The following is a 24,282-nucleotide window of genomic DNA, read 5'->3' as shown; positions in this document are numbered from 1 at the left end:
TGAGCATGCTGAAGTTACGTGCAAACTTATTCCATCGCTCCGATCGGTTCCCTCTCCCTCTGGGAGAGGATTAGGGTGAGGGAAAACTATCTCCCTTTCCCCAGCTTTATCACCGCCGCCACATTGCGCGCCGTCAGGCGCACGTTCTGCGCCGCGTTGGCCAGCGCGTCATCCAATGAGCAGATGCTAAACAGCACGCTGAACACCGCATCCAGCCCATGTTGGTGCACCACGCCGACATCCGCGGTTAAACTTCCGGCAATGCCAATCACCGGTTTATCAAACTGCTTCGCGACCTTTGCCACACCAATCGGCACCTTGCCGTTAATGCTTTGACTATCAATGCGCCCTTCGCCGGTAATCACCAGATCGGCATCTTTCACCTGCTCGGCCAGGCCCAAGGCTTCAGTGACAATCTCAATGCCGCTGCGTAACTCGGCCTGACAAAACGCATGCAGCGCCGCGCCCATGCCGCCCGCCGCGCCGCCGCCATCAATGTGTAAAACATCAATATCCAGATCGCGATGAATCAGGGTGGCGTAATGTTCCAGTGCTTTGTCCAGCTGCTGCACCAGTTCCGGCGTCGCACCTTTCTGCGGACCGAAGATCGCCGAAGCGCCCTTATCACCGGTGAGCGGATTGCTGACATCGCAGGCGACTTCAAAGCGACACTGCTTAATACGCGCATCCAGCTGTTCGATATCGATGCGCGCCAGCTGCGGTAATGCGCCGCCGCCATAGGCGATTTGCTTGCCGTGCTCATCCAGCAGTTGTGCGCCCAGCGCTTGCATCATGCCGGAACCGCCATCATTGGTGGCGCTGCCGCCAATGCCGATAATGAAGTGATCGACACCGCGATCGAGCGCATCTTTGATCAGCTCGCCGGTGCCGAACGAGGTGGTAATCAGCGGATCGCGCTGTGCCGCGGGCACTAACTCCAGCCCGCTGGCTGCCGCCATTTCGATAAATGCGGTACGCTCATCACCTGACAAACCGTAGAACGCCTCCACTGGCTTGCCGAGCGGTCCAGTAACCGTCAGCCGGACAATGTTTCCCTGCGTTGCCGCCACCATCGCTTCAACCGTGCCTTCACCACCGTCGGCAACCGGTATTTTCACGTACTCAGCTTCGGGAAAGATCTCGCGGAATCCCGCTTCAATCGCCGAAGCCACTTCCAGGGCGGATAAACTCTCTTTATATGAATCCGGTGCGATGACAATTTTCATAGGCAATCCAGCGCGGTTGATGACGGACATCCGTCCTGCGAAGGCAGCGAGCCGCCCGACATCCGTAGACGCCGGACGATTGCACTACCGGGTGATCTCAACTTTCGCTAATTTTTCATAATAGCAGGCCAGCGCGCTATGGTCGGAAGTGCCCTGTCCATCCACTTTCAGCGCCTGCATCATCTCCATCACTGCGGCAGTCAGCGGCAGATGCGCACCGATCTCGTGCGAGGTATCCAGCGCATTGGCCAGATCTTTGATATGCAGATCGATGCGGAAGCCCGGTTTGAAGTTACGATCCAGCACCATCGGCGCTTTGGCATCCAGCACGGTGCTGCCTGCCAGACCACCACGAATCGCCTGATAAACCAGCTCAGGATTAACGCCCGCTTTGGTCGCCAGCGACAGCGCTTCTGACATCGCCGCGATGTTAAGCGCCACGATCACCTGATTTGCCAGCTTAGTCACATTCCCCGCACCAATGTCACCGGTGTGGACCACTGAACCCGCCATCGCTTTCATGATGTCGTAGCACTGATCAAACACCGCCTTATCGCCGCCCACCATCACCGACAGCGTGCCTTCAATCGCTTTCGGCTCGCCGCCGCTGACTGGCGCATCGAGCATTTTGATGCCTTTCGCCGCCAGCGCATCATGCACTTCGCGGCTGGCCAACGGCGCAATGGAACTCATGTCGATAACGATCAGGCCCGGCTTCGCGCCTTCGATGATGCCGTTAGCACCGAGGCAAACCTCTTTAACCTGTGGCGAGTTCGGTACCATGGTGATCAACACATCCACCTGTTCAGCCACCTCTTTTGGCGTCTTGGCTACGGTGGCGCCCAGCTCCACCAACTCTGCTTCGTTACTAACATTATGGTCGCGCACCACCAGCGAATAACCGGCTTTCACCAGGTTTTTACTCATCGGTTTGCCCATGATGCCGAGGCCGATAAATCCAATTTTCATTGCCTTTCCTCTCAGTCAGTTATTTTTTAAATTTGTCACACAGCGCCTGCGTGGCGTTACGGAACACACCCAGATCGCTGCCTACCGCTACAAAGCTGGCGCCCCACTCCAGATAGCGGCGTGCATCGGCTTCCACCGGCGCCAGAATGCCGCTCGGTTTCCCCGCCGCTTTGGCGCGTTCGAAGACGTGTTTAATCACTTTCAATACTTCGGGATGCGCAGGCTGGCCCAGATAGCCGAGCGCGGCCGAGAGATCGCCCGGCCCAACGAAGATGCCATCAACACCTTCCACCGCGGCGATAGCATCGATGTTGTCCACCGCCTGTTGCGTTTCGATCTGCACCAGCACCGTGATGTTGTCGTTAATGGTGCTGTTGTAATCCGGCAGCGTGCCGTACATGTTGCTGCGGTGTGAAACCGACACACCGCGAATGCCCGCCGGTGGATAGCGAGTAGACGCGACCGCGCGAATCGCCTCTTCCTCGGTTTCCACAAACGGCACCAGGAAGTTGTAGAAGCCGATATCCAGCAAGCGCTTGATGATGATCGGTTCGTTGCACGGCGGACGCACCACCGGCGCGCTGTGGCTGCCCTTCAGTGCCATTAGCTGCGGCACAAAGGTGGTGATGTCATTCGGCGCGTGTTCGCCATCCAGCACCAGCCAGTCAAAGCCCGCCAGGCCCAGCACTTCAGTGGTAAGGGGATTAGCCAGCGCGCACCAGCTGCCAATCAGGGTTTCTCCTGCCAGCAAACGGCGACGAAAAGGGTTCTGCCAGGCATTGCTCATTGTCTTCACTCCTGTCGGTTACAGCAGGCTCCCGCGCGGGGAGCCGGAAAAGTTAGCGCACCAGGCACGGACGCTTGTTATCAAAGGTCCAGTTCGGTACGAGGAACTGCATGGCTTGCGCATCATCACGCGCGCCTAAACCGTGTTTCTGATACAGCGCGTTGGCTTGCATCACCTGATCCATATCCAGCTCGACGCCGAGACCCGGTTTTTGCGGCACCTGCACCATGCCGCCTTTAATCTGTAGCGGCTCTTTAGTCAGGCGCTGATTGCCTTCCTGCCAAATCCAATGCGTATCGATGGCGGTAATCGCACCTGGTGCGGCGGCGGCAACGTGGGTAAACATCGCCAGCGAGATGTCGAAGTGGTTGTTAGAGTGCGAGCCCCACGTCAGGCCGAAGTCGTGACACATCTGCGCCACGCGCACCGAACCCTGCATCGTCCAGAAGTGCGGATCGGCCAGCGGGATATCGACCGACTGCAGCGACAGCGTGTGGCCCATTTGACGCCAATCGGTGGCGATCATATTGGTGGCGGTCGGCATGCCGGTGGCGCGGCGGAATTCCGCCATCACTTCGCGACCGGAATAGCCCTGCTCAGCACCGCACGGATCTTCCGCATAGGCCAGCACACCTTTCAGCTGCTTACCGAGCAGAATCGCCTCGTTGAGCGACCAGGCGCCGTTAGGATCAAGCGTCACACGCGCCTGCGGGAAACGCTTCGCCAGCGCCGTCACCGCTTCGGCCTCTTCGCCACCGCGCAGCACGCCGCCTTTCAGTTTGAAATCGTTAAAGCCATATTTTTCATAGGCCGCTTCCGCCAGGCGCACCACCGTATCCGGCGTCAGCGCTTCTTCGTGGCGCAGGCGATACCAATCGCATTTGTCATTTTCCTGGCTCTGATACGGTAGCGACGTTTTCTTGCGATCGCCGACATAGAACAGATAGCCGAGCATTTCTACCCGGTCGCGCTGCTGACCATCGCCAAGCAACGAGGCGACGTTCACGCCTAAATGCTGTCCCAGCAGATCGAGCAGCGCCGCTTCGATGCCAGTAACCACGTGAATGGTGGTACGCAAATCAAAGGTTTGGTTGCCGCGTCCGCTGGAATCGCGGTCGGCAAAGGTGCTGCGCACCAGGTTGAGGATGTTCTTGTATTCGCCAACGGTTTTCTGCACCACCAGCGCCGCCGCATCCTCCAGCGTCTGACGAATCTTTTCGCCGCCCGGAATCTCACCGACGCCGGTGTGTCCGGCATTGTCTTTAATGATGACGATGTTGCGGGTAAAGAACGGCGAATGCGCGCCACTCAGGTTAAGCAACATGCTGTCGTGACCGGCCACCGGAATGACCTGCAGCGATGTTATTTTCGGTGTCTGACTCATTTCCTGCTCCTTAAACTTAGCCGCGACCAAAGGCTGGACGCTTGCGGTCGAATGCCCAATTGGGAACCAGATACTGCATCGCGGTGGCGTCATTACGTGCGCCCGCCGGCAGTGATTTGTACAACGCGTTGGCCTGATGCAGGCGATCCCAATCCAGCTCGACGCCGAGGCCCGGCTTATCCGGCACGGCGATTTTGCCGTTGCGGATCTGCAGCGGCTCTTTGGTCAGGCGCTGATCGCCCTCCTGCCAAATCCAGTGCGTATCAATCGCGGTGGGTTTACCCGGCGCAGCAGCGCCAACGTGGGTGAACATCGCCAGTGAAATATCGAAGTGGTTATTGGAGTGACAGCCCCACGTCAGCCCCCAGTCATCACACAGCTGCGCCACGCGCACTGCGCCGCTCAGCGTCCAGAAGTGCGGATCGGCCAGCGGGATGTCGACGGCATTGAGCATCACCGCGTGGTTCATCTCGCGCCAGTTGGTGGCGATCATGTTGGTGGCGACCGGCAACCCCGTCGCACGGCGGAATTCGGCCATGACTTCGCGGCCGGAATAGCCCTGCTCGGCACCGCACGGATCTTCGGCGTAGGTCAGCACATCGCCCATGCCTTTACACAAGCGAATGGCTTCATCCAGCGTCCAGGCACCGTTGGGATCGACGGTGATGCGCGCATCGGGGAAGCATTTTTTTAGCGCCGCCGCCGACTCAATCTCCTGCTCGCCCGGCAGCACGCCGCCTTTGAGTTTGAAATCTTTGAAGCCATATTTGTCCTGCGCCGCTTCCGCCAGACGCACCACAGATTCCGGCGTCAGCGCCTCCTGATGACGCAAGTGATACCAGTCGTGGCTAGCATTTTCGCCGGTCAGATACGGCAAATCGGTTTTGCGACGATCGCCGAGATAGAACAGATAGCCGAGCACCGTGACCTCATCGCGCTGCTGGCCCGGACCGAGCAGTTCCGCCACCGGCACGCCGAGACATTGGCCGAGTAAATCCAGTAGCGCCGCTTCCAGCGCGGCCACCGCATTGACGCGCAGCTCGAAGGTCCACGCGCCCTTGCCGAAGGTATCGAAATCCGCCGACTGATTGCCTTTGTGCACCTGCTGCACCAGACGATTCATGCGGGCAACCTGCTGACCTTTTACCTGCGGAATTGCCTCAACCAGCGTTTGGTAGATGGTTTCCCCGCCCGGCGCTTCACCGACGCCGGTGTGTCCCGCGCTATCCGTGAGCACCACGATATTGCGGGTGAAGCAGGCGCTGTGCGCGCCACCGATGTTGAGCAACATGCTGTCGTAACCGGCAACCGGAATCACCTGCATATCGGTGATGACCGGCGTGCTTTGCGTAGTCATATTCCGTCCTTATGGCCTGGTTTTCAGTTCAACGCGTTTGATATCGCCGGCAATCACCAGGAAACTAAATGCGGCGACAAAGGCATGGATACCGACATAAATCAGCGCGCCCTCGAAGGATCCGCTGGTGGCGATGATGTAACCGATGGCAATTGGCGTGACGATGCCGGAGAAGTTACCGAACATGTTGAACAAGCCGCCGCTCAAACCGCTGATCTCTTTCGGGGCGGTATCTGCCATCACTGCCCAACCCAGCGCACCAATGCCTTTGCCGAAGAATGCCAGCGCCATAAAGAACACCACCACCCATTCGGTGTCGGTGTAGTTACACATCACCATCGAGATGGAGAGCAGCATACCGAGCACAATGGGCGTTTTACGCGCGATGTTCAGCGAACCGGTTTTACGCATCAGGTAATCAGAAATCACGCCGCCCAATACGCCGCCGAGGAAGCCACACACCGCAGGGATCGAAGCAATAAAGCCGGCCTTCAGAATCGACATGCCGCGCGCCTGCACCAGATACACCGGGAACCAGGTAATAAAGAAGTAGGTTAAGGCGTTGACGCAGTATTGGCCGAGATAGATGCCTAGCATCATGCGTGAGGTCAGTAGCTGTTTGATCTGGAACCACTTCTCGCTCCAGCTCACTTTGCGGTCATCCTTTTTGACGTCCATGTTGATCAGCGCGCCGCCCTGCTCCATGTACTCCAGCTCGGCTTTGTTGACGCCCGGATGATCGGTGGGATCGTGGATCACTTTCAGCCAGATAAAGCTGAGGATGATGCCCAATCCGCCCATGAACCAGAACACGTGCGCCCAGCCCACTTCGGAGACCAGCCAACCCATGATCGGCGCGAAGATTACCGTGGCAAAGTATTGCGCCGAGTTAAAGATTGCGACGGCGGTGCCGCGCTCCTGCGCCGGGAACCAGGCCGCAACAATGCGGCTATTGCCGGGGAAGGATGGCGCTTCAGCCAGGCCGACCAGGAAGCGCAACAGGAACAGCGAAATGATAATGCCAAAACCGCTGAACAGATCGACGAAGCCTTGCAGCAAGGTAAACAGCGACCAGAGGAAGATGCTCCAGAAGTAGACGCGTTTTGAGCCGAAGCGGTCGAGCAGCCAGCCGCCCGGAATCTGCCCAATCACGTACGCCCAGGAAAAGGCGGAGAAGATATAGCCAAGGCCGACCGAATCAAGGCCGATCTCTTTGGACATCGCCGAACCGGCAATCGAAATGGTTGCGCGGTCACCGTAGTTGAACGAGGTGACGATAAATAACATCACCACAATCCAGTAACGGGCATTAGTGCGCTTTTGCACTGCTTCCGCTGTCTGGCTGAAACTATTCATGATGCACTCCTGAAATATAGCGAACGCTACATCCACTCTGACTGCATACACATCGCGTTGGGTATCAGAATGAAGTCGGGTTAAACACGGCGATTTTTATATTTGGCAATACGATGATGCGTCGTGACGAATAACCTAACGTTGAAGAACGAGAATCAGTATAGGAACAGCCTGGCGGCGAAACACTGGAAGAACGCATGAGGATTAAGGGTGAAAGAGAATGATTTTATGGCATCTGCACATAACGCTGCGGCGTGGCTCACGGAACGCTTTTTTGCTCCCTGATTTTGCCTGGTTAACGTACAGGATAACGGCAGTTTGTGAGTCCCTTCACTTGTGTTTGGATAAACGAACCAAATTCCCCTGATAAATCTCCTTAAAGCCAGTCAGTTGCACAATGCATACGGCAAATACCCCTGCATATACTGAGGCTGGCAAAAAACGATGACGTGATGGACGTATTTTAAACCGCGCTGCTACGTACGGTGCGACGAACTGGAAGGTGAGCAATGAACCGTCCTCTGACAGAAAAACCGCTCTATATCAAAGTGCACGATGCCGATAACGTGGCGATCGTGGTCAACAATCAGGGGTTACCGTCCGGCACCCGGTTCGACGACGGACTGCAACTGACTGAGCATGTGCCGCAGGGACATAAAGTCGCGCTCAGCGATATCCCGCAAGCAGGCGCGATCCTGCGCTACGGTGAAGTGATTGGCTACGCGCTGCGCCCCATCCCACAAGGTAGCTGGATTGAAGAATCACTGGTAGCGCTGCCCGAAGCGCCGCCACTCAACAGTTTGCCGTTGGCAAACAATGTGCCGCCCGCGCTGCCGTCGCTGGAAGGTTATACCTTCGAAGGCTATCGCAACGCAGATGGCAGCGTGGGCACGCGCAACCTGCTCGGCATCACCACCAGCGTTCACTGCGTGGCGGGCGTGGTGGATTATGTAGTGCAGATCATTGAGCGTGATTTGCTGCCGCGTTATCCCAATGTCGATGGCGTGGTGGCGCTGAATCATCTGTACGGTTGCGGCGTGGCAATCAATGCGCCCGCCGCGGTGGTGCCGATTCGCACCATTCATAACCTGGCGCTGAATCCCAATTTTGGTGGCGAAGTGATGATCGTCAGCCTCGGCTGCGAGAAGTTACAGCCCGAACGTCTGCTGACCGGCACACCGGATGTGCAGGCCATTTCGCTGGATGACAACGACATTGTGCGATTGCAGGATGAGCGGCTGGTGGGCTTCGGCGCGATGGTGGATGAAATCCTGCAGGTCGCCGAACGCCATCTGAAAAAGCTTAATCAACGTCAGCGCGAAACCTGTCCAGCATCGGAATTGGTGATCGGCACGCAGTGCGGCGGCAGCGACGCTTTCTCGGGCGTAACGGCGAACCCCGCCGTGGGATTTGCTTCTGATTTGCTGGTGCGCTGCGGCGCAACGGTGATGTTCTCGGAAGTGACCGAAGTGCGGGATGCTATCCATCTGCTGACGCCGCGCGTGGTGGATGAAGCGGTCGGCAAACGGCTGCTGGAAGAGATGGCGTGGTATGACGATTACCTCAGCCAGGGCCAAACCGATCGCAGCGCCAATCCCTCGCCGGGCAATAAAAAAGGCGGGCTGGCGAATGTGGTGGAGAAAGCGCTGGGTTCGATTGCCAAGTCAGGACGCAGCCCGATTGTTGAAGTGTTATCGCCAGGACAGCGCCCCACCAAACGCGGGCTGATTTACGCGGCCACGCCAGCCAGCGATTTCGTGTGTGGCACGCAGCAGATGGCATCGGGCATTACCTTGCAGGTGTTCACCACCGGGCGCGGCACGCCTTACGGTTTGGCGGCCATTCCGGTGATCAAGATGGCAACGCGCAATGCGCTGGCCGAACGCTGGCATGATTTGATGGATATTAATGCCGGAACTATTGCGACGGGCGAAGAGAGTATTGAACAGGTCGGTTGGCGACTGTTTGAGTTGATTCTGGATATTGCCAGTGGGCGCAAGCAGACATGGTCGGATCGTTGGGGGATTCGTAATCAGCTCGCGGTGTTTAATCCGGCGCCGGTGACGTGATGGTTATTGCCCTCACCCTGACCCTCTCCCACTTCGCGGGAGAGGGAACAAACCGTGCGGGCTGCACCCTCTAAATATTCCCTCTCCCGCTGGCGGGAGAGGGTTAGGGTGAGGGAAAAGTCCTTACAGCAACTTACCCCAGCTCTCCACCCACGGTGAGGTCACTGATTCGGGCTCCGGATCTTCCGTCGCATCCACCAACAGCACCTCGCCGATGCGCTGCGCGCTCTGCTCCTGCAAGGTGGCATCAAAGGTTTTAGCTGCACCGCAGAAATTGTCATAGCTGCTGTCACCCAAGCCAATCACGCCATAACGCAATTCTGGTTGATAACCCAGCTGATCACGCACTGCAACATACAGGCGGGCAATGTTATCCGGGAAGTCGCCCTGACCGGTGGTTGAGGTGACAATCAGCACCACATCCTGGCTGTATGCCTGCCAATCCGCCATCGACGGATCTTCAAACACCTTCACGTCGTGGCCCTGCTCTTCCAGCACCGTCTGTGCTTCTTCAGCTACCAGCAGCGCATTGCCGTAAACCGTACCTGTAAAAATGCCAATCTTTGCCATCTTGCCGCTCCTTTATTCTGTCGGCTTATCCTGGACTGCATCATTGGCAAACTCAACCCTGGGAACATCAGGGATCTGATCCTGCCAGCCAAACTGCTCAAGCATCTGCTGCCAGACGCGATCCAACCCGGCGCGAATCACTATGGCCTCGCCGGTAACGGGATGGGTAAAGCTGAGCGCGCTGGCGTGCAGCATCAGGCGATTGAGGCCAAAATGTGCCGCCGCACCGCGATTCTGGCGCAGATCGCCGTGCGCGCTGTCGCCAATAATCGGATGACGCAGATGCACCATGTGGCGACGCAGCTGATGTTTACGCCCGGTGTGCGGCGCCATCTCCACCAGCGTATAGCGCGCGGTGTTATAGCGGCTGATGGCGACCGGCATCTCAACGTGTGCCAGCGCCTGGTAATCCGTTACCGCCGGTTGGGCAACAGGTTCCTGGGTGGCAAATTTGTCGGCAATCTTATCCAGCTCTTCCACCAGCGGATAATCCAGCGTCGCGCCGCCTTCCAGCCAGCCGCGCAGCACCGCATGATAGGTTTTCTGCATCTGATGCTGTTCAAACTGCTGCGTCAGTAAATGGGCGACTTCACTCGATAAGGCCATCAGCAACACGCCGGACGTTGGGCGATCGAGGCGGTGCACAGTAAACACATGCTGGCCAATCTGATCGCGCACCGTTTGCATCACCACCACTTTTTCGTTGCGATCGAGCCAGCTACGATGCACCAGCCAACCGGCAGGTTTATTCACGGCGACCAGCCACTCATCTTGATAAAGGATTTCGAGCATCAGGCGGTGGGTTCCTGGAACAGCGCATCAAACTTGTTGAGCGTCAGCAATAACGTCGCATAGCCCGGCGTGTCGGTTGGCAATGCAACTTCATAATAAGGTGCGATGGCAAAATTCTGCGGTAACGGCGCGCCGCTTTCGAGCAGCGCATAAAAACGCGGCATCAGCACCCATTGCAGCCATTGCAGCGGCTCCATGGTATCGAGACAGAAAGGTTCGGTACTGGCGAAGGCGTGCGCCTCGGGCGATTGTGACTGCCAATGGCCGTGTTCGCGCATCACCGCTTCGACCTGCTGCAGGCGCTGAAAAATCATTTGCGACGACATGCGCCACCTCCAGAGAAAAATTGGGCGGCAAGCATACCATCAGTCACGCCCGGCGTAAAAATGGCATAAAAAAAGGGAGCACTGTGATTACAGTGCTCCCGGTTTTCGTTTGCAGCATTCCAGCTACTGCTGTGCTCCCTGCTCATCCATGACAACTTTTCCTGCGCTTTCCGTCGCTTGTCATCATGACATTGGTCCTTAGCATCCTGGCCCGCCACGTTCCGCGTGGCTCTCATTCTCCGTCCTGGAGGTGTCCTTTATACTCAATCCTGAGTGTCCTGCTTCGTCCTAAAGCCTTCCGTGTGCCGTAAATTCCGTTACGTTCCCGCCTCATGGCTGACATTCTCCTGAACGTCTCTTAATCCCCAGCATCCTGCCAGTGGTGACTATTCTCCCAGAAACCATCGCAATAACAAGCCAGTAAGAAGCGTTAATGGATTAAGTCCTGTCTGAATTTTCAGATTGATGCCATAAGTTCATGATTCACAATATTTTTACATTTAGGGCTTCCGCAAGTCTGCGAAATGATCTAGCGATCTCTCACACCTAACGTAAGAGATCTCTCACAAAGCGCAGCCTAAAAATCTGCAAATCACTGAGTAACCGGTTGTAAAGCATTAAGAAATGTCTTAACCGATGTCGCCAGGACTTCACGCTTTTTAGTGCCAGGCTCCTCGATAATGACCTCGCCGGTAAGATTGCACAGCGCAATCACATCATGCTCTGAGTTGGTGGTGGCAATAAACAGCGTTGGCGCTTGTCTTAAGCGGCGCTTCATAACCAAGTGACCAATCAGGTTTTCCTGCAGGCGAGTGAAATCCGCTTCACTCCATACCTGCAGCAGGGTAATCGGCTGCTGTTCAAAGGTTGCCGTCATATCACCTGCAAACTGGCTGGTATAAAACGCACTGATTTCTGGTTGCAGTTGCAGATCCAGCGCACGCTCTACCGCTTCAAGCGTGGCCGGTAACGTAAACGGCTGCGGCTGCCACAACACGCGGTCATCCAGCGTGCTAATAATGCAGTCGGAGGGAACGCCAAGCAGATCGGCGCTGGCGGGAAAATGTCCGGTTTGTTGCTGCCAATGTTCCACGTAGCGGGCGGTAAACTCACGCAGAGCATCTACGGTTTGCTGCATCATTCATATTCTCGCAAGTGTTAGGTTACACTTAACCACTTTGATGAAATTTAGTGGTAACCGTTATGTCTTCTGAAAACCGGGATCAGGCATTAAGCGGCCTGACCTTAGGTAAGCCCACGGCTTATGTTGATCGCTACGATAACACGCTGCTGCAATCCGTGCCGCGCAGCCTTAACCGTGAGCCGCTGGGGCTGTATCCCGATAATCTGCCGTTTACTGGCGCAGATATCTGGACGCTCTACGAACTCTCCTGGCTCAACAGCAAAGGCGTTCCGCAGGTCGCAGTGGGCGAAGTGGTACTGCGCGCCGATAGCCAAAACCTGATCGAGTCGAAGAGTTTCAAGCTCTATCTTAACAGTTTTAATCAGAGCGTTTTCGCCGACTGGGGCGAAGTGCGTCAGACGCTGGAGCGCGATCTCAGCGCCTGCGCGAAGGGTCAGGTCAGCGTGGCGCTGTTTCGTCTCAGCGAAGTGGAAGGCCAGCCGATCGGCCATTTCAGTGGCGAAGTGATTGATGAACAGGATATCGAAATCCACGATTACGCCTTCAATGCAGATTATCTGGCGCAGGCTGCAGGCCGTGAAATTGTTGAAGAAACGCTGGTTAGCCATCTGCTGAAATCGAACTGCTTAATTACCAATCAGCCCGATTGGGGCTCGGTGATGATTCGCTACAAAGGCCCGCGTATTAATCGTGAAGCGCTGCTGCGTTATCTCATCTCATTCCGTCAGCATAATGAGTTTCATGAGCAGTGCGTTGAGCGCATTTTCAACGACGTTCAGCGCTTTTGTCAGCCAGAAGCCCTGAGCGTTTATGCACGTTACACCAGGCGCGGCGGTCTGGATATCAATCCGTGGCGCAGTAACGTGCCCTTCTCTCCGGGATTTTCCCGCCTGGTTCGCCAGTAATAGTTTGCGAGACGCCTCGCAGGCCGCTGCACGGATGCGCGGTTCCCCTTGAGCATTCACAGCGGACAACGTTACTCTGTTGAAGGCGCGATCGAAGCATGCGCGACCAGGGATTTTCGTCGCTGCGTTAATAAGTTAAGCGCAGCGTCATCAGCCACGCATTTGCGTGTAAAGGAGTTCTCTTGATTACACATATCAGCCCGCTTGGCTCGATGGATCTGCTCTCCCAGCTTGAAGTCGACATGCTGAAGCGCACCGCTAGCAGCGACCTTTATCAGCTGTTTCGTAACTGTTCTCTTGCGGTACTCAACTCCGGTAGCCAGACCGACAGCAGCCAGGAATTGCTTTCGCGTTTTGAAAACTTCGACATCAACGTGTTGCGCCGTGAGCGCGGTGTGAAACTGGAGCTGATTAACCCGCCGGAAGAGGCATTTGTTGATGGCCGGATTATTCGTTCGCTGCAGGCAAACTTGTTTGCCGTGCTGCGCGACATTCTGTTTGTAAACGGACAACTGGCGGCAACAGAACGCTACCAGAACGAGGAGCCGGAAGACTCTGCGCATATCACCAATCAGGTGTTTTCGATTCTGCGTAACGCGCGTGCACTGCACATCGGCGAATATCCGAATACCGTGGTGTGTTGGGGCGGCCACTCAATCAATGCGGTGGAATACCAATATTGCCGCAACGTCGGCACGCAAATGGGCCTGCGCGAACTCAACATCTGTACCGGTTGCGGACCTGGCGTCATGGAAGCACCGATGAAAGGTGCGGCGGTGGGACATGCGCAGCAGCGCTATCATGACAGCCGTTTTATCGGCCTGACTGAGCCCTCAATCATTGCCGCCGAACCACCGAATCCGCTGGTCAATGAGCTGATCATCATGCCGGATATCGAAAAACGCCTTGAAGCCTTTGTGCGTATCGCCCACGGTATCGTGATCTTCCCTGGCGGCGTGGGCACAGCAGAAGAGCTGCTGTATTTGTTGGGTATTTTAATGAATCCGCACAACAGCGATCAGGTATTGCCGCTGATTCTGACCGGACCCAAAGAGAGCGCCGACTACTTCCGCGTGCTGGATGATTTCATCGTCAATACGCTGGGCGAAGCCGCACGCAAGCACTACACAATTATCATTGATGATGCCGCTGAAGTGGCGCGTCTGATGAAGAAAGCCATGCCGCAGGTGAAAGAGTATCGCCGCGAAACCGGCGATGCCTACAGCTTCAACTGGTCAATTCGTATCGCACCCGAATTGCAGGTGCCCTTCCTGCCGACGCACGAGAATATGGCAAACCTGAAGCTGTTCCCGGATCAGCCCGCCGAGCTGCTGGCAGCCGATCTGCGTCGCGCCTTCTCCGGCATTGTGGCGGGTAACGTCAAAGAGATCGGGATCCGTGAAATTCGCGAGAAAGGCCCGTACAAACTGCACGGCGATGCCAATCTCATGCACCGCATGGACGAACTGTTGCAAGGTTTTGTCGCACAGCAGCGCATGAAGCTGCCGGGCAGCGCCTACACGCCTTGCTACGAAATCATCAAATAACCCATCAGGAAGGCAGCCTGCGGGCTGCCGCTATCGCTATGTCGCTTCATCTTCTTATCATTGATGCACTCAATCTGATTCGCCGTCTGCACGCAGTTCAGGGTTCGCCGTGCCGCGACAGCTGCGTTGCCGCCTTGCATCAGTTATTGGGACATACACAACCCACGCACGTGGTGGCGGTGTTTGATAGCCATGAGCGTCAGCCCGGTTGGCGCCATCAGCTATTACCGGATTACAAAGCGGGTCGCCCGCCGATGCCAGAGGATTTGCATCTGGAGATGCCCGCGCTGCAGGACGCCTTCCGCGCAGCAGGCGTCAGCTGCTGGGTGGCCGATTTAGACGAAGCCGACGATCTCGCCGCCACGCTGGCGGTGAAAATGGCGGACGCTGGTCATCAGGCAACGATTGTTTCTACCGATAAAGGTTATTGCCAGCTGCTGGCACCTAACATTCGTATTCGCGACTATTTCCAGAAGCGCTGGCTGGATGTGCCTTTTATTGAACAAGAGTTTGGCGTAACGCCCGCGCAGTTGCCCGCCTATTGGGGATTGTGTGGTATCAGCAGCAGTAAAATTCCCGGCGTGCCCGGCATTGGCCCGAAAAGCGCCCGCGAGTTGTTGATGCAGTTTGGATCGCTGGATGCGATCTATCAGCAATGGGACCAGGTACCGAGCAAATGGCAGGGAAAATTGCAGGAACAGCGGGAAATGGCAGAAATTTGCCGCAAAGTATCGACGTTAAAGCGTGATTTGGTACTGCAAGGCAATCTCAATACATTGAGATTTCAAACGAAACAGCCGTCGCCATAAATGGCGTAATGCCAATCAGTTAAGCGCCGTATTAAATCACCGCGCCTTCCGTAGCGGCGCGATTTATCGCGCAATGAATTGCGCCGCTACAATGTGCGCTCTCGGTAATTAGCGATTTTCATGCCTCAACCGACGATCATTACGGCATCAATGGCGACACTAAAAAACAATTTCCTGCGAAATAATTTGTGCTACAGCAAGGCGGCAAGTGCGCGAGTCCCCGGGAGCATACATCAGTATGTGACCGGGGCGAGCAAACGCAGCCAACGCCGCTGTAGTGCAAAGTATGAAGCAGGACCGCTGTAGCGCAAAGTATGAAGCAGGATTAGCGTTCGTCGCGACGGCCGCCAACAGCCGCCCAAAGTCGACGTACGTGAACGGTCACTTCTTCGCGGTCGTGATAAAGCTGACGAGCCTGAATCTGGGCATTAATACCCTGCGCTTTCAGCGCGTCATCAATCATCGCCAGGTTCTGTGTCACTTCTTCGTAGCGCTTTTTCATTGGCAGCTTGAGGTTGAATATCGCCTCGCGGCACCAGCCATTCACCAGCCATTCGGTCATCAGGCTAGCGACGCGCACCGGTTTTTCCACCATGTCGCACACCAGCCAGCTGATATTGGTACGCGGCGGACGGAATTTAAAACCATCTTCGCGGCAGTGCGTCACCTGTCCGGTGTCCATCAGGCTTGGCGCCATCGGGCCGTTATCTACCGCAAAAACCCACATGCTGCGTTTCACCAGTTGATAGGTCCAGCCGCCGGGGCAAGCGCCGAGATCGACGGCGTACATGCCGCTGGCTAAACGCTCATCCCACTCATCCGCAGGCACAAACACGTGAAACGCCTCTTCCAGCTTGAGCGTAGAACGGCTCGGCGCATCGGAGGGGAATTTCAGGCGCGGAATGCCCATGTAGAATGGCGAGTTGTTTTCCGGCAGCGAATAGCCGACGTAACAGGTGCCCGGCGCAATAAAGAACACGTGCACTACCGGACGCTTAGCCGTTTCGTAATTAAGCAGGATTTTGCTTTCACGCAGGCTGGCACGCAGCGGCACGGTTAATTTACGGCAGAACTTGGTGAGCTCTTTCGCTTCATTGGTATCCGGCACTTCAACCCGCAGTTCACCGCCCTTCTCCACCACACCGGTCAGCATGCCGACAATTGGCGTGATGCGGTCTTCTGGTGGCAGATCGCGCAGCAACTCTCCCACCACCAGCATCTGCCGCGCAAAGATCAGTTCGGCAAACGGCAGCGTTTGGATCAGCTTTTCAGCATCTTGCTGCTGATAGCACTCATACAGCACGTAACCTGAGTCATCTTTGACGCGCGGGAAGCCGTAAATCTCGCGCTCAGCCGCTTTCGCGCTGATTTCTGCCGCGCACTCTTTCTCAAATCCTGGACGGCAATAGAGTAAAACTTTATTCATGGCGATCTGCCTTTCGTTTCAGACGCAGTGCGCCAATCAACATCAAGAACCAGCCAATAAGGAAGCATAAGCCTCCCACCGGCGTAACAAAAACCCAAAACTTCATGTGCGACAGCGCCAGACAATAGAGGCTGCCACTGAACAACACGATACCGAGCGCCATCGCGGCGCTACTCCAGTAAAACCAGATATTGGCACGACGCAGCATAGCGGCACCCAAGCCGATCACTGCCAGCGTGTGATACGCCTGATATTCAAGGCCGGTATGTATCCACGCCATTTCGGCTGGGCCGAGCGATTTGCTCAGCACATGCGCGCCGAAAGCACCAAACGCCACCAGCATAAATCCGCTAATGGCAGCAAAAACAAACATGGCACGACTGGACATCAAACAATCCTCAAGGTAATGCGCACATCATTGTGCAGCCAGCAACGCATTAGTGATCGTAGCGAAAACGGAATTTTTCTTGTTCATTGGCCGCTTTTTCCAGGATCCACTGACGAAAGGCGGCTATTTTACCCAGTTCTGCCTGGCTGTCATGACAAACCAGATAAAAAGCATTTTTACTGACCAACACGTCATTAAAAGGACACACCAGACGACCGGCTTCAATTTCACTCTGCGCCATCACATTATTCGCCAGCGCCACGCCCTGACCATGAATCGCCGCCTGCAACACCATGGCGCTGTGGCTGAAGATCGGGCCCTGTTGCACATTGATATGCTGCACGCCCAGCTGACGCGTATAGGATTGCCAGTCACGGCGCGATGCATCATGCAGCAGCGTGCAGTGCGCCAAATCGGCCGGCGATTTGAGAGGATGATCACCCGTCAGCAACATCGGTGAGCAGACTGGCAGCAAATATTCGGCATACAATTTCTCAACCCGCAGGCCTGGCCAATTGCCACGACCGTAGAAAATCGCCACGTCGACATCGTCCGCCAATTTATCCTCATCACGGTCCACCGCCTGGATACGCACGTCGATGCCCGGATAAGCCATATTAAAGCTGGAAAGGCGAGGAACCAGCCACTGAATGGCGAAACTCGGCAGCAAACTGACGGTCAGCGCACCCTTAGCGCTGCGCGCCTGCAACTTGCGCGTGGCATCGTTAAGAGCGGAGAAAATCTCCTTAATATCTAAATAGTAGCTTTGACCTTCTTCCGTCAGTAAAAGCGAACGATTCCTCCGGCGAAACAGCTTTAGACCGAGGAAATCTTCCAGAGATTTGATCTGATGGCTGACAGCAGCCTGGGTAACAAACAGCTCTTCAGCGGCTTTGGTGAAGCTCAAATGACGGGCAGCAGCATCAAAGACGCGTAAAGCATTAAGCGGCGGAAGGCGTTTAGACATGGTTTTCCGTATCCGGATTGACAAGGTAATACTTCAACTTATACAAAGTCGCTACGTATTAGTTTTTTTAATCCGAGACATTATAATTTGTCCGTTGAGGAAGCTCCAGCAAATACCTATAGTTGCCGCACTTCCTGAGCCGGAACGAAAAGATTTCTGGAAACGTGCGAGAGATCGCAGACTTTTGGAGAGCTTTTGGCTTGTGGTCGTGATGTTGTGTTTGCATTTTGATCTGACGCTTGCAGATCAAGCTTTTAATTCCTGTAGATTTACCCTGTCTGTCCATAGTGATTTTAAATAGCACCGCAAATTGCGGTGCTTTTTTTTGCCTTACTGCCCCATCTCCACCATCTCTTTGACGTCAGAGCGGTTAATCTGCTGCTTGTTGCCATTGGCATCCTGATAGCTGATCATACCGGTTTCGTCATCAACTTTAGGTTTGCCATCGGCGACGATGGTGCGACCATCGTTAGTGTGCATTACGTAATTGCTGGAACATGCGGACAGGGTAAAGGCCAGAGTACACACGGCCAGCACTGCGGTGAGTTTATTCATCTTCTATCTCCTTGCAGATTAATTGCATTAAACCACCCGCATGCGCTCACCAAAGGTAGCGCCAGTGAAATCGACTATGAATAGCGACGCGTTATGCGGGTTTCGGTTCAAACCTTGCAATAATTAGCATAACGCGCTTTTCCAGCTTTGCTAGGCAACGGGCCAGCTTTCAGCCTGGTCCTAACATGATTAACAGTGGGCTGAGTATGACCATTTTTTCTCCCGGCGCCTTCCGCCAGCAGTTCCCCGCGCTGAGCGATGCCGGAATCTACCTCGATAGCGCGGCTACTGCGCTCAAGCCGCAGGCGGTGATCGACGCAACCGCACAGTTCTACAGCCTCAGCGCTGGCACCGTGCATCGCAGCCAGTTCGCTGCCGCTCGCGCATTAACGGAAAAATACGAACAGGCGCGCGGATTAGTGGCGCGCTGGCTCAATGCTGCGGACGATCGGCAGATTGTCTGGACGCGCGGCACCACCGAAGCGATCAATCTGGTGGCGAACAGTTGGCTGGCTCCGCGATTGCAGGCTGGCGATGAAATCGTGGTTAGCGAAGCCGAACATCACGCCAATCTGGTGCCGTGGCTGATGGTGGCAAAAGCGGCGGGCGCGAAAGTGGTGAAATGGCCGTTGGGCGACGATCGTTTGCCGGATATCACGCTGTTACCAGCACTGCTCAATTCACGTACCCGATTGCTGGCCGTTGGTCAGATGTCGAACGTCACCGGCGGCTGTCCGGATCTGGCGCAGGCGATCCGTTTAGCCCATGACGTCGGTGCCAAAGTGATGGTCGATGGCGCACAAGGTGTGGTGCATTGTCCGCCGGATGTACAGGCGCAGGATATTGATTTCTATGCTTTTTCCGGCCATAAGCTTTATGGCCCAATGGGCATTGGCGTGCTGTATGGCAAAGCGGAACTGCTGGAAGCGATGGATCCATGGCAAGGCGGCGGCAAAATGCTGACGCAGGTCGATTTTAACAGTTTCACACCGCAGCCGGTGCCGTGGCGTTTTGAAGCCGGAACGCCTAACGTTGCCGGCGTGGTGGGGTTGAGTGCCGCGCTGCAGTGGCTGGCGCAACATAATGGCAAAAAGGCCGAAATGTGGAGCCAGCAACTGGCGAGCCTCGCCGAGGAGCAACTGAGCGAGATCCCCGGTTTTCGCAGCTTCCGCTGTGGCAATGCCAGCCTGCTGGCATTTGATATTGCCGGCATTCACCACAGCGATATCGTTACGCTGCTCGCCGAGCATGGCATCGCATTGCGCGCCGGGCAGCACTGCGCGCAGCCGCTGATGGCGGCGCTGGGCGTCACCGGCACGCTGCGTGTCTCGTTCGCCCCCTATAATAATTTGCAGGACGTGGATGCGCTGGTGCGCGCCATGCGTCATGCCGTCGACTTACTGAGTGAATAAGCCCATGACATCAACCCTGCTCGCCCCGCATCCGTTCGGCGATCTGATTACCGCCGCCAGCCTGACGGAAAAATTCACCCATTTTCATCAGTGGGAAGATCGCTATCGTCAGCTGATCCAGCTCAGCCGCCAGCTGCCAGCGTTAGCGGAAGAGTTAAAGACGCCAGATATCGAACTCACGGGCTGTGAAAATCGCGTCTGGCTAAGCAGCCAGTTGCTGAACAACGGCACGCTGCACTTTTATGGTGACAGCGAAGGACGCATCGTGCGCGGATTGCTAGCGGTGTTACTGACGGCGGTGGAAGGCAAAACGCCAGCCGACTTGCTGCAGCAAGATCCGCTGGCGTTGTTTGATACGTTAGGTCTGCGCGCACAGCTCAGTGCGTCGCGTAGCAGCGGTTTACAGGCGCTGGCGGATGCGGTGCAGCGCGCTGCCCGTCAGCACGCTCAGGCCGTTTGACGCGCTGCCTTCGCCAGAAACTTCTTCAATGCATGGGAAACCGCCACAAACCCGAACGTGGCGGTAACCATGGTCGCCGCGCCAAATCCGGCGGCACAATCCATGCGTTTCGGGCCTTCGGCGGTGGAGCGTGAAGTGCACACGCTGCCGTCCGGCTGCGGATACATCAGCGCTTCCGTCGAGAATACGCAGTCGATGCCGAGCTTGCCTTTACTGTTCTTCACCACGCCAAAATCCCCTTTCAATCTCTCACGCAGCTTTGCCGCCAGCGGATCCTGAATGGTTTTTGCCAGATCGCTCACCTGGATCTGCGTGGGATCGATCTGGCCGCCCGCGCCGCCGGTGGTTATCAGCGGGATCTTGTTACGACGGCACCAGGCAATCAACGCGGCTTTGGGGCGTACGCTGTCAATCGCATCAATCACGTAGTCAAAACCCGCCGATAACAGTTCAGCGGTATTTTCCGGCGTGATGAAGTCATCGATGCAGATCACTTCGCATTCCGGATTGATGGCGCGCATACGCTCGGCCATCACTTCGGTTTTCGCCAGGCCCACTTTGCCCTGCAGCGCGTGAATCTGGCGGTTGGTATTGGTGATGCAGACATCGTCCATATCAATCAGGGTGATTTTACCGATGCCGGTGCGCGCTAAGGCTTCCGCCGCCCACGAACCCACGCCGCCAATACCGATCACGCAAAAGTGCGCGTCGGCAAAACGCTGCAGCGCGTCCTGGCCATAGAGACGCGCCGTGCCGCCAAAACGTTGTCGCCAGGCGTCGCTTACTACTGTCATAACCTAACCTTTCCGGGAAAACGGGACATTAATTAGAACCTAACAGCAGCGAACCGTTGTTGCCATTTTGTGGGTTGCTAAACAGCGGCTGACCGGTGCCCGGCGCGGCTTTTAGCACCCAGACGCGGCCATAATGGTTGTAGAAACCGGCCAGATGCGCCGCATCCGGGCCAACGCCCTGATAGATATCGAAGTGCTGGCCTTTAATCGCGCCACCCACGTCTAACGCCACCATCAGACGCATCTCATATTTGCCATTAAACTTGCCCTTCTCGTTCAGCTGCGGCACTTCGGCTAACAGCACGGTTCCGGCCGGAATCAATGAACGATCGGAGGCAACGGAAGCCTTGGCAATCAGCGGCACCGCGCTGGCACCGCGCACCGGCACATACTCTTCCGGTTTGAAGAAGACGAAGGATTGGTTGGTTTCCAGCACCGAACGCACTTCCTGTGGCGAATGCTCTTGCGCCCACTGACGAATCGCCTGCATCGACATATCTTCGCGCTTCACTTCACCGCGATCGATCAGCTCTTTACCGATGCTGTGATAAGCCCAGCCATTTTTGCCGCCGTAACCAAAGAAGCGCAGTGGACGACCATCACCAAAATCAACGTAGCCGCTGCCCTGCACATCCATCATGAAGTTATCGATCAGCGAATTGCTGTAGGCAATGATGTAGCGATCGTCGAGCCCACCATTATAGATAGAAGCGCGGCTCGGCAGTTTCTGTCCACGCGGACGCGGTGGCATACGATAAATCGGATACTGGAACTCGCCCTGACGGGTATAACGCGCTTCCACAACCGGCGTGTAGTAACCGGTGAACTGCACGTTGCCGTAATTGTCAGTGCCTTCCATCTGATAAGCATTCAAACCAAACTGGTTGAGCTGGCGCGTATCCGCGCCGGACAGCAGCCAGTTTTGCACTGCGCTGTAAGTACCGTTGTTGCGCCCGAACAGGCCGGATGAGGCGGTTTGAATCTGCACCACCTGATCGCTAAAGTCTTTGCCGTTCACCGGACGCCCTTTAGCATTCGGTTGGTTGACCAGCCCAAGCGGTTGCTCCAGCTTGCCATCGATATACTGTTGACCGCGGTCGGTCGGTTTGGAACTACAGCCTGCTAACAGCGCGATAAATGCGCCAGTAAGTGCATACTTCGCCCAATGTCCTTTCATAACCTTCTCTTTTTATCGATTGTTTGCCCGGCGAAGATAGCAAAGGGACAGAGAGATTGAAATCTGCCCTAAGCGGTCACGCTCACATCTGTACAATAATCCACCCAATGGCGAGTTTATTCATCAACTGACTGTAAATTTGACGTTTTGTCTCAAAAAGGGGTTGCATCGCCGCGCGTCCAGAGTATAGTGCGCATCCACGGACGCGGGGTGGAGCAGCCTGGTAGCTCGTCGGGCTCATAACCCGAAGGTCGTCGGTTCAAATCCGGCCCCCGCAACCAATTCTTCTTAAATGAAGAGACAATGTGAAGTGTCGTGTAACGCGTCAGTCGGACGCGGGGTGGAGCAGCCTGGTAGCTCGTCGGGCTCATAACCCGAAGGTCGTCGGTTCAAATCCGGCCCCCGCAACCAATTGTCTTAAGAAGAATACAATGTGAAAAGTCGCTTAATGCGACAGACGGACGCGGGGTGGAGCAGCCTGGTAGCTCGTCGGGCTCATAACCCGAAGGTCGTCGGTTCAAATCCGGCCCCCGCAACCAATCATTTAAACACCTTAACGGGTGTTTTTTTGTTTCTGGCGTCCGGAAAAAAGCGGCATTGCTGCCGCCCTCCTCAGCGATGCGCTAGTGCCGCACCTTTATCAAAATACGCCTTAATCCCATGCAGAATCGCCTCAGCCACCTGATGCTGATAGCGCGACGTGCGCAGCTTGCGCTCCTCTTCGACATTACTGATAAACGCGGTTTCCACCAAAATCGAGGGAATATCCGGGGCTTTCAGCACCGCAAAACCCGCCTGATCGACGGTACGCTTGTGCAGGTGATTGATATGTCCCATGCGTGACAGCACCTCTTTACCAAACTTCAGGCTGTCGCTGATGGTTTGCCGCTGCACCATGTCGAACATGGTGTGGTCGAGATAACGATCGCCGCTCATGCTGACGCCGCCAATCAAATCGGCTTCATTCTGCGTTTGTGCGAGGAAGCGCGCCGCCGCTGAGGTAGCGCCGCTGGTCGAAAGGGCAAACACCGACGAACCGCGCGCGGCCCGACTGGTGAAGGCATCAGCATGGATCGAAATGAACAGATCCGCACGCTGCTTTCGCGCCTTCGCCACGCGGACACGCAGCGGGATAAACACATCCTCATTGCGCGTCATGTAAGCTTTCATGTTGCGCTCTTTGTCGATCAGCGCCTTCAGATAGCGACCGATCTTCAACACGATATCTTTCTCACGCGTTTTATATTTGCCATGCGCGCCGGGATCTTCACCGCCATGGCCAGGATCGATCATGATGATAATCGGTCGATCGCGCCCCGCTTTGCCCGGCAGCGCCGCCTGCACCGGCTGATCGCGTTCAAGATCGCCCTGATTGTAATTCTGCAGTAACGCCAGTAGCGGATCCTCTTCCCGTGCTTGTTGATTAGGATAGAGATCGACCACTAAGCGATGCTTGATACCTGCCACTGGCGCAAGAGTAAATGTCTTGGGCGCAATGCTACGCTTGAGTTCCAGCACCAGTCGCACCGTGTTAGCGTCAAACTGACCGACGCGTGCGGTTTTGATATAGGGATCGTCCACGCGCACCAGCTTATCGACTCCTTTCAGGACCGGGTTGATGTGCATATTTTCGATATCAATAACCAGACGATCGGGACTCCCCAGCGTGAACTGTTTGTACTTGAGGGGAACGTTTGATTCCAGGGTTACGCGGGAGTAAGTCGATGAGGGCCAGATGCGCACCGCCACAATATGCTGGCTGGCAGCCAGCCCGGTACGCGTCACGCTTAGCATTAATAATGCGCCAGCGCCCTGTAATAATCGTCGTCGTGTAAAAGCTTCGGACATGCCGCTCCAACTGC

General features: G+C 55.8%; 23 protein-coding genes and 3 tRNA genes. 9 read left to right on the top strand and 17 right to left on the bottom strand.

The genetic code is table 11. The features are described from left to right. Positions 1 to 86 precede the first annotated feature (86 nt). From Q3H59_RS04610 to Q3H59_RS04585, 6 genes are all read right to left on the bottom strand, one after another. On the bottom strand, positions 87 to 1,226 hold the full coding sequence (locus tag Q3H59_RS04610) for a glycerate kinase (protein ID WP_192412003.1): 1,140 nt from the start codon (positions 1,224 to 1,226) through the stop codon (positions 87 to 89). A gap of 84 nt (positions 1,227 to 1,310) precedes the next feature. Continuing rightward, positions 1,311 to 2,195, bottom strand: coding sequence for a 2-hydroxy-3-oxopropionate reductase (gene garR, locus Q3H59_RS04605; RefSeq protein ID WP_064738030.1), 885 nt, complete (start codon positions 2,193 to 2,195; stop codon positions 1,311 to 1,313). 19 nt (positions 2,196 to 2,214) lie between these two features. Further along, positions 2,215 to 2,982 carry a 2-dehydro-3-deoxyglucarate aldolase gene (gene garL, locus Q3H59_RS04600; RefSeq protein WP_192412004.1) on the bottom strand — a complete coding sequence of 256 codons (768 nt, stop codon included), beginning with the start codon at positions 2,980 to 2,982 and terminating at the stop codon, positions 2,215 to 2,217. 52 nt (positions 2,983 to 3,034) lie between these two features. Then, on the bottom strand, positions 3,035 to 4,366 hold the full coding sequence (gene gudD / locus Q3H59_RS04595; protein ID WP_192412005.1) for a glucarate dehydratase: 1,332 nt from the start codon (positions 4,364 to 4,366) through the stop codon (positions 3,035 to 3,037). A gap of 16 nt (positions 4,367 to 4,382) precedes the next feature. Continuing rightward, positions 4,383 to 5,723: an enolase C-terminal domain-like protein gene (locus Q3H59_RS04590; RefSeq protein WP_309833516.1), complete on the bottom strand. Its 1,341-nt coding sequence runs from the start codon at positions 5,721 to 5,723 to the stop codon at positions 4,383 to 4,385. A gap of 9 nt (positions 5,724 to 5,732) precedes the next feature. Next, positions 5,733 to 7,079, bottom strand: coding sequence for an MFS transporter (locus Q3H59_RS04585; protein ID WP_101762584.1), 1,347 nt, complete (start codon positions 7,077 to 7,079; stop codon positions 5,733 to 5,735). Between the two features lie 509 nt (positions 7,080 to 7,588). Here Q3H59_RS04585 and garD point away from each other — a divergent pair. Continuing rightward, complete coding sequence (gene garD, locus Q3H59_RS04580; RefSeq protein ID WP_309833514.1) at positions 7,589 to 9,148, top strand: galactarate dehydratase; 1,560 nt, start codon at positions 7,589 to 7,591, stop codon at positions 9,146 to 9,148. 123 nt (positions 9,149 to 9,271) lie between these two features. Here garD and Q3H59_RS04575 read toward each other — a convergent pair whose 3' ends face one another. From Q3H59_RS04575 to syd, 4 genes are all read right to left on the bottom strand, one after another. Continuing rightward, positions 9,272 to 9,718 (bottom strand): flavodoxin, encoded by a 447-nt coding sequence (locus Q3H59_RS04575; RefSeq protein WP_110867948.1) that lies wholly within the window; start codon positions 9,716 to 9,718, stop codon positions 9,272 to 9,274. A gap of 12 nt (positions 9,719 to 9,730) precedes the next feature. After that, positions 9,731 to 10,510, bottom strand: a complete 780-nt coding sequence (gene truC, locus Q3H59_RS04570) for a tRNA pseudouridine(65) synthase TruC (RefSeq protein WP_309833511.1) — start codon at positions 10,508 to 10,510, stop codon at positions 9,731 to 9,733. Further along, a complete protein-coding gene (locus tag Q3H59_RS04565) occupies positions 10,510 to 10,836 on the bottom strand; it encodes a YqcC family protein (protein ID WP_309833509.1) in 327 nt (108 codons plus the stop codon). Before Q3H59_RS04565 ends, truC begins: the two co-directional genes overlap by 1 nt. Positions 10,837 to 11,428: 592 nt before the next feature. Further along, positions 11,429 to 11,977 (bottom strand): SecY-interacting protein, encoded by a 549-nt coding sequence (gene syd / locus Q3H59_RS04560; protein WP_309833507.1) that lies wholly within the window; start codon positions 11,975 to 11,977, stop codon positions 11,429 to 11,431. 62 nt (positions 11,978 to 12,039) lie between these two features. Between syd and queF the strand changes: the two genes are divergently transcribed. The 3 genes from queF to xni all read left to right on the top strand — a co-directional run bounded on the left by queF (position 12,040) and on the right by xni (position 15,241). Beyond that, a complete protein-coding gene (queF, locus tag Q3H59_RS04555; protein WP_110867951.1) occupies positions 12,040 to 12,885 on the top strand; it encodes an NADPH-dependent 7-cyano-7-deazaguanine reductase QueF in 846 nt (281 codons plus the stop codon). 182 nt (positions 12,886 to 13,067) lie between these two features. Beyond that, positions 13,068 to 14,432, top strand: coding sequence for a nucleotide 5'-monophosphate nucleosidase PpnN (gene ppnN / locus Q3H59_RS04550; RefSeq protein WP_192412011.1), 1,365 nt, complete (start codon positions 13,068 to 13,070; stop codon positions 14,430 to 14,432). Positions 14,433 to 14,470: 38 nt separating this feature from the next. After that, positions 14,471 to 15,241: a flap endonuclease Xni gene (xni, locus tag Q3H59_RS04545; RefSeq protein ID WP_309833502.1), complete on the top strand. Its 771-nt coding sequence runs from the start codon at positions 14,471 to 14,473 to the stop codon at positions 15,239 to 15,241. A 325-nt stretch (positions 15,242 to 15,566) separates the two neighbouring features. Here xni and rlmM read toward each other — a convergent pair whose 3' ends face one another. The 4 genes from rlmM to Q3H59_RS04525 all read right to left on the bottom strand — a co-directional run bounded on the left by rlmM (position 15,567) and on the right by Q3H59_RS04525 (position 18,577). Then, entirely contained in the window at positions 15,567 to 16,667 is a 1,101-nt protein-coding gene (gene rlmM, locus Q3H59_RS04540; protein WP_101762008.1) for a 23S rRNA (cytidine(2498)-2'-O)-methyltransferase RlmM, read from the bottom strand. Beyond that, positions 16,660 to 17,055: a DUF423 domain-containing protein gene (locus Q3H59_RS04535; protein WP_101762007.1), complete on the bottom strand. Its 396-nt coding sequence runs from the start codon at positions 17,053 to 17,055 to the stop codon at positions 16,660 to 16,662. Before Q3H59_RS04535 ends, rlmM begins: the two co-directional genes overlap by 8 nt. Before the next feature lie 49 nt (positions 17,056 to 17,104). Next, positions 17,105 to 18,022, bottom strand: a complete 918-nt coding sequence (locus tag Q3H59_RS04530) for a transcriptional regulator GcvA (protein ID WP_309833499.1) — start codon at positions 18,020 to 18,022, stop codon at positions 17,105 to 17,107. A 330-nt stretch (positions 18,023 to 18,352) separates the two neighbouring features. After that, positions 18,353 to 18,577, bottom strand: coding sequence for a YgdI/YgdR family lipoprotein (locus tag Q3H59_RS04525; protein ID WP_008109575.1), 225 nt, complete (start codon positions 18,575 to 18,577; stop codon positions 18,353 to 18,355). 206 nt (positions 18,578 to 18,783) lie between these two features. Between Q3H59_RS04525 and csdA the strand changes: the two genes are divergently transcribed. Together csdA and csdE are read left to right on the top strand one after the other, a co-directional pair. Further along, on the top strand, positions 18,784 to 19,989 hold the full coding sequence (csdA, locus tag Q3H59_RS04520; protein ID WP_309833496.1) for a cysteine desulfurase CsdA: 1,206 nt from the start codon (positions 18,784 to 18,786) through the stop codon (positions 19,987 to 19,989). A 4-nt stretch (positions 19,990 to 19,993) separates the two neighbouring features. After that, the gene (gene csdE / locus Q3H59_RS04515) at positions 19,994 to 20,449 is read left to right on the top strand and encodes a cysteine desulfurase sulfur acceptor subunit CsdE (protein ID WP_110867956.1); all 456 of its coding nucleotides are present in this window, start codon (positions 19,994 to 19,996) and stop codon (positions 20,447 to 20,449) included. Here the strand turns inward: csdE and tcdA are convergent. Further along, positions 20,437 to 21,243, bottom strand: a complete 807-nt coding sequence (tcdA, locus tag Q3H59_RS04510; RefSeq protein ID WP_309833492.1) for a tRNA cyclic N6-threonylcarbamoyladenosine(37) synthase TcdA — start codon at positions 21,241 to 21,243, stop codon at positions 20,437 to 20,439. The two genes, csdE and tcdA, sit on opposite strands and share 13 nt — an antisense overlap. Positions 21,244 to 21,271: 28 nt before the next feature. Continuing rightward, positions 21,272 to 22,420, bottom strand: a complete 1,149-nt coding sequence (gene mltA, locus Q3H59_RS04505) for a murein transglycosylase A (RefSeq protein ID WP_101762003.1) — start codon at positions 22,418 to 22,420, stop codon at positions 21,272 to 21,274. A gap of 204 nt (positions 22,421 to 22,624) precedes the next feature. On the opposite strand from mltA, the gene Q3H59_RS04500 reads away from it, so the two are divergent. From Q3H59_RS04500 to Q3H59_RS04490, 3 genes are all read left to right on the top strand, one after another. Further along, a tRNA-Met gene (locus tag Q3H59_RS04500) sits at positions 22,625 to 22,701 on the top strand. Between the two features lie 53 nt (positions 22,702 to 22,754). Next, positions 22,755 to 22,831: transfer RNA gene (locus Q3H59_RS04495), tRNA-Met, on the top strand. Between the two features lie 51 nt (positions 22,832 to 22,882). After that, positions 22,883 to 22,959 (top strand) — tRNA-Met (locus Q3H59_RS04490). A 73-nt stretch (positions 22,960 to 23,032) separates the two neighbouring features. Here the strand turns inward: Q3H59_RS04490 and amiC are convergent. Further along, positions 23,033 to 24,268 carry an N-acetylmuramoyl-L-alanine amidase AmiC gene (gene amiC, locus Q3H59_RS04485; protein WP_280172017.1) on the bottom strand — a complete coding sequence of 412 codons (1,236 nt, stop codon included), beginning with the start codon at positions 24,266 to 24,268 and terminating at the stop codon, positions 23,033 to 23,035. Between the last annotated feature and the right edge of the window lie 14 nt (positions 24,269 to 24,282).

The sequence above is a fragment of the Pantoea sp. SORGH_AS_0659 genome (genome assembly GCF_031453915.1).
Lineage (GTDB): Bacteria > Pseudomonadota > Gammaproteobacteria > Enterobacterales > Enterobacteriaceae > Pantoea > Pantoea leporis.
This window is presented reverse-complemented; position numbering and strand designations above follow the sequence as displayed.

Coding starts and splice junctions, on each gene's coding strand:
- Q3H59_RS04610 (WP_192412003.1), bottom strand. CDS start 1,226: ATGAAAATTGTCATCGCACCGGATTCATATAAAGAGAGTTTATCCGCC.
- garR (WP_064738030.1), bottom strand. CDS start 2,195: ATGAAAATTGGATTTATCGGCCTCGGCATCATGGGCAAACCGATGAGT.
- garL (WP_192412004.1), bottom strand. CDS start 2,982: ATGAGCAATGCCTGGCAGAACCCTTTTCGTCGCCGTTTGCTGGCAGGA.
- gudD (WP_192412005.1), bottom strand. CDS start 4,366: ATGAGTCAGACACCGAAAATAACATCGCTGCAGGTCATTCCGGTGGCC.
- Q3H59_RS04590 (WP_309833516.1), bottom strand. CDS start 5,723: ATGACTACGCAAAGCACGCCGGTCATCACCGATATGCAGGTGATTCCG.
- Q3H59_RS04585 (WP_101762584.1), bottom strand. CDS start 7,079: ATGAATAGTTTCAGCCAGACAGCGGAAGCAGTGCAAAAGCGCACTAAT.
- garD (WP_309833514.1), top strand. CDS start 7,589: ATGAACCGTCCTCTGACAGAAAAACCGCTCTATATCAAAGTGCACGAT.
- Q3H59_RS04575 (WP_110867948.1), bottom strand. CDS start 9,718: ATGGCAAAGATTGGCATTTTTACAGGTACGGTTTACGGCAATGCGCTG.
- truC (WP_309833511.1), bottom strand. CDS start 10,510: ATGCTCGAAATCCTTTATCAAGATGAGTGGCTGGTCGCCGTGAATAAA.
- Q3H59_RS04565 (WP_309833509.1), bottom strand. CDS start 10,836: ATGTCGTCGCAAATGATTTTTCAGCGCCTGCAGCAGGTCGAAGCGGTG.
- syd (WP_309833507.1), bottom strand. CDS start 11,977: ATGATGCAGCAAACCGTAGATGCTCTGCGTGAGTTTACCGCCCGCTAC.
- queF (WP_110867951.1), top strand. CDS start 12,040: ATGTCTTCTGAAAACCGGGATCAGGCATTAAGCGGCCTGACCTTAGGT.
- xni (WP_309833502.1), top strand. CDS start 14,471: ATGTCGCTTCATCTTCTTATCATTGATGCACTCAATCTGATTCGCCGT.
- rlmM (WP_101762008.1), bottom strand. CDS start 16,667: ATGAATAAAGTTTTACTCTATTGCCGTCCAGGATTTGAGAAAGAGTGC.
- Q3H59_RS04535 (WP_101762007.1), bottom strand. CDS start 17,055: ATGTCCAGTCGTGCCATGTTTGTTTTTGCTGCCATTAGCGGATTTATG.
- Q3H59_RS04530 (WP_309833499.1), bottom strand. CDS start 18,022: ATGTCTAAACGCCTTCCGCCGCTTAATGCTTTACGCGTCTTTGATGCT.
- Q3H59_RS04525 (WP_008109575.1), bottom strand. CDS start 18,577: ATGAATAAACTCACCGCAGTGCTGGCCGTGTGTACTCTGGCCTTTACC.
- csdA (WP_309833496.1), top strand. CDS start 18,784: ATGACCATTTTTTCTCCCGGCGCCTTCCGCCAGCAGTTCCCCGCGCTG.
- csdE (WP_110867956.1), top strand. CDS start 19,994: ATGACATCAACCCTGCTCGCCCCGCATCCGTTCGGCGATCTGATTACC.
- tcdA (WP_309833492.1), bottom strand. CDS start 21,243: ATGACAGTAGTAAGCGACGCCTGGCGACAACGTTTTGGCGGCACGGCG.
- mltA (WP_101762003.1), bottom strand. CDS start 22,420: ATGAAAGGACATTGGGCGAAGTATGCACTTACTGGCGCATTTATCGCG.
- amiC (WP_280172017.1), bottom strand. CDS start 24,268: ATGTCCGAAGCTTTTACACGACGACGATTATTACAGGGCGCTGGCGCA.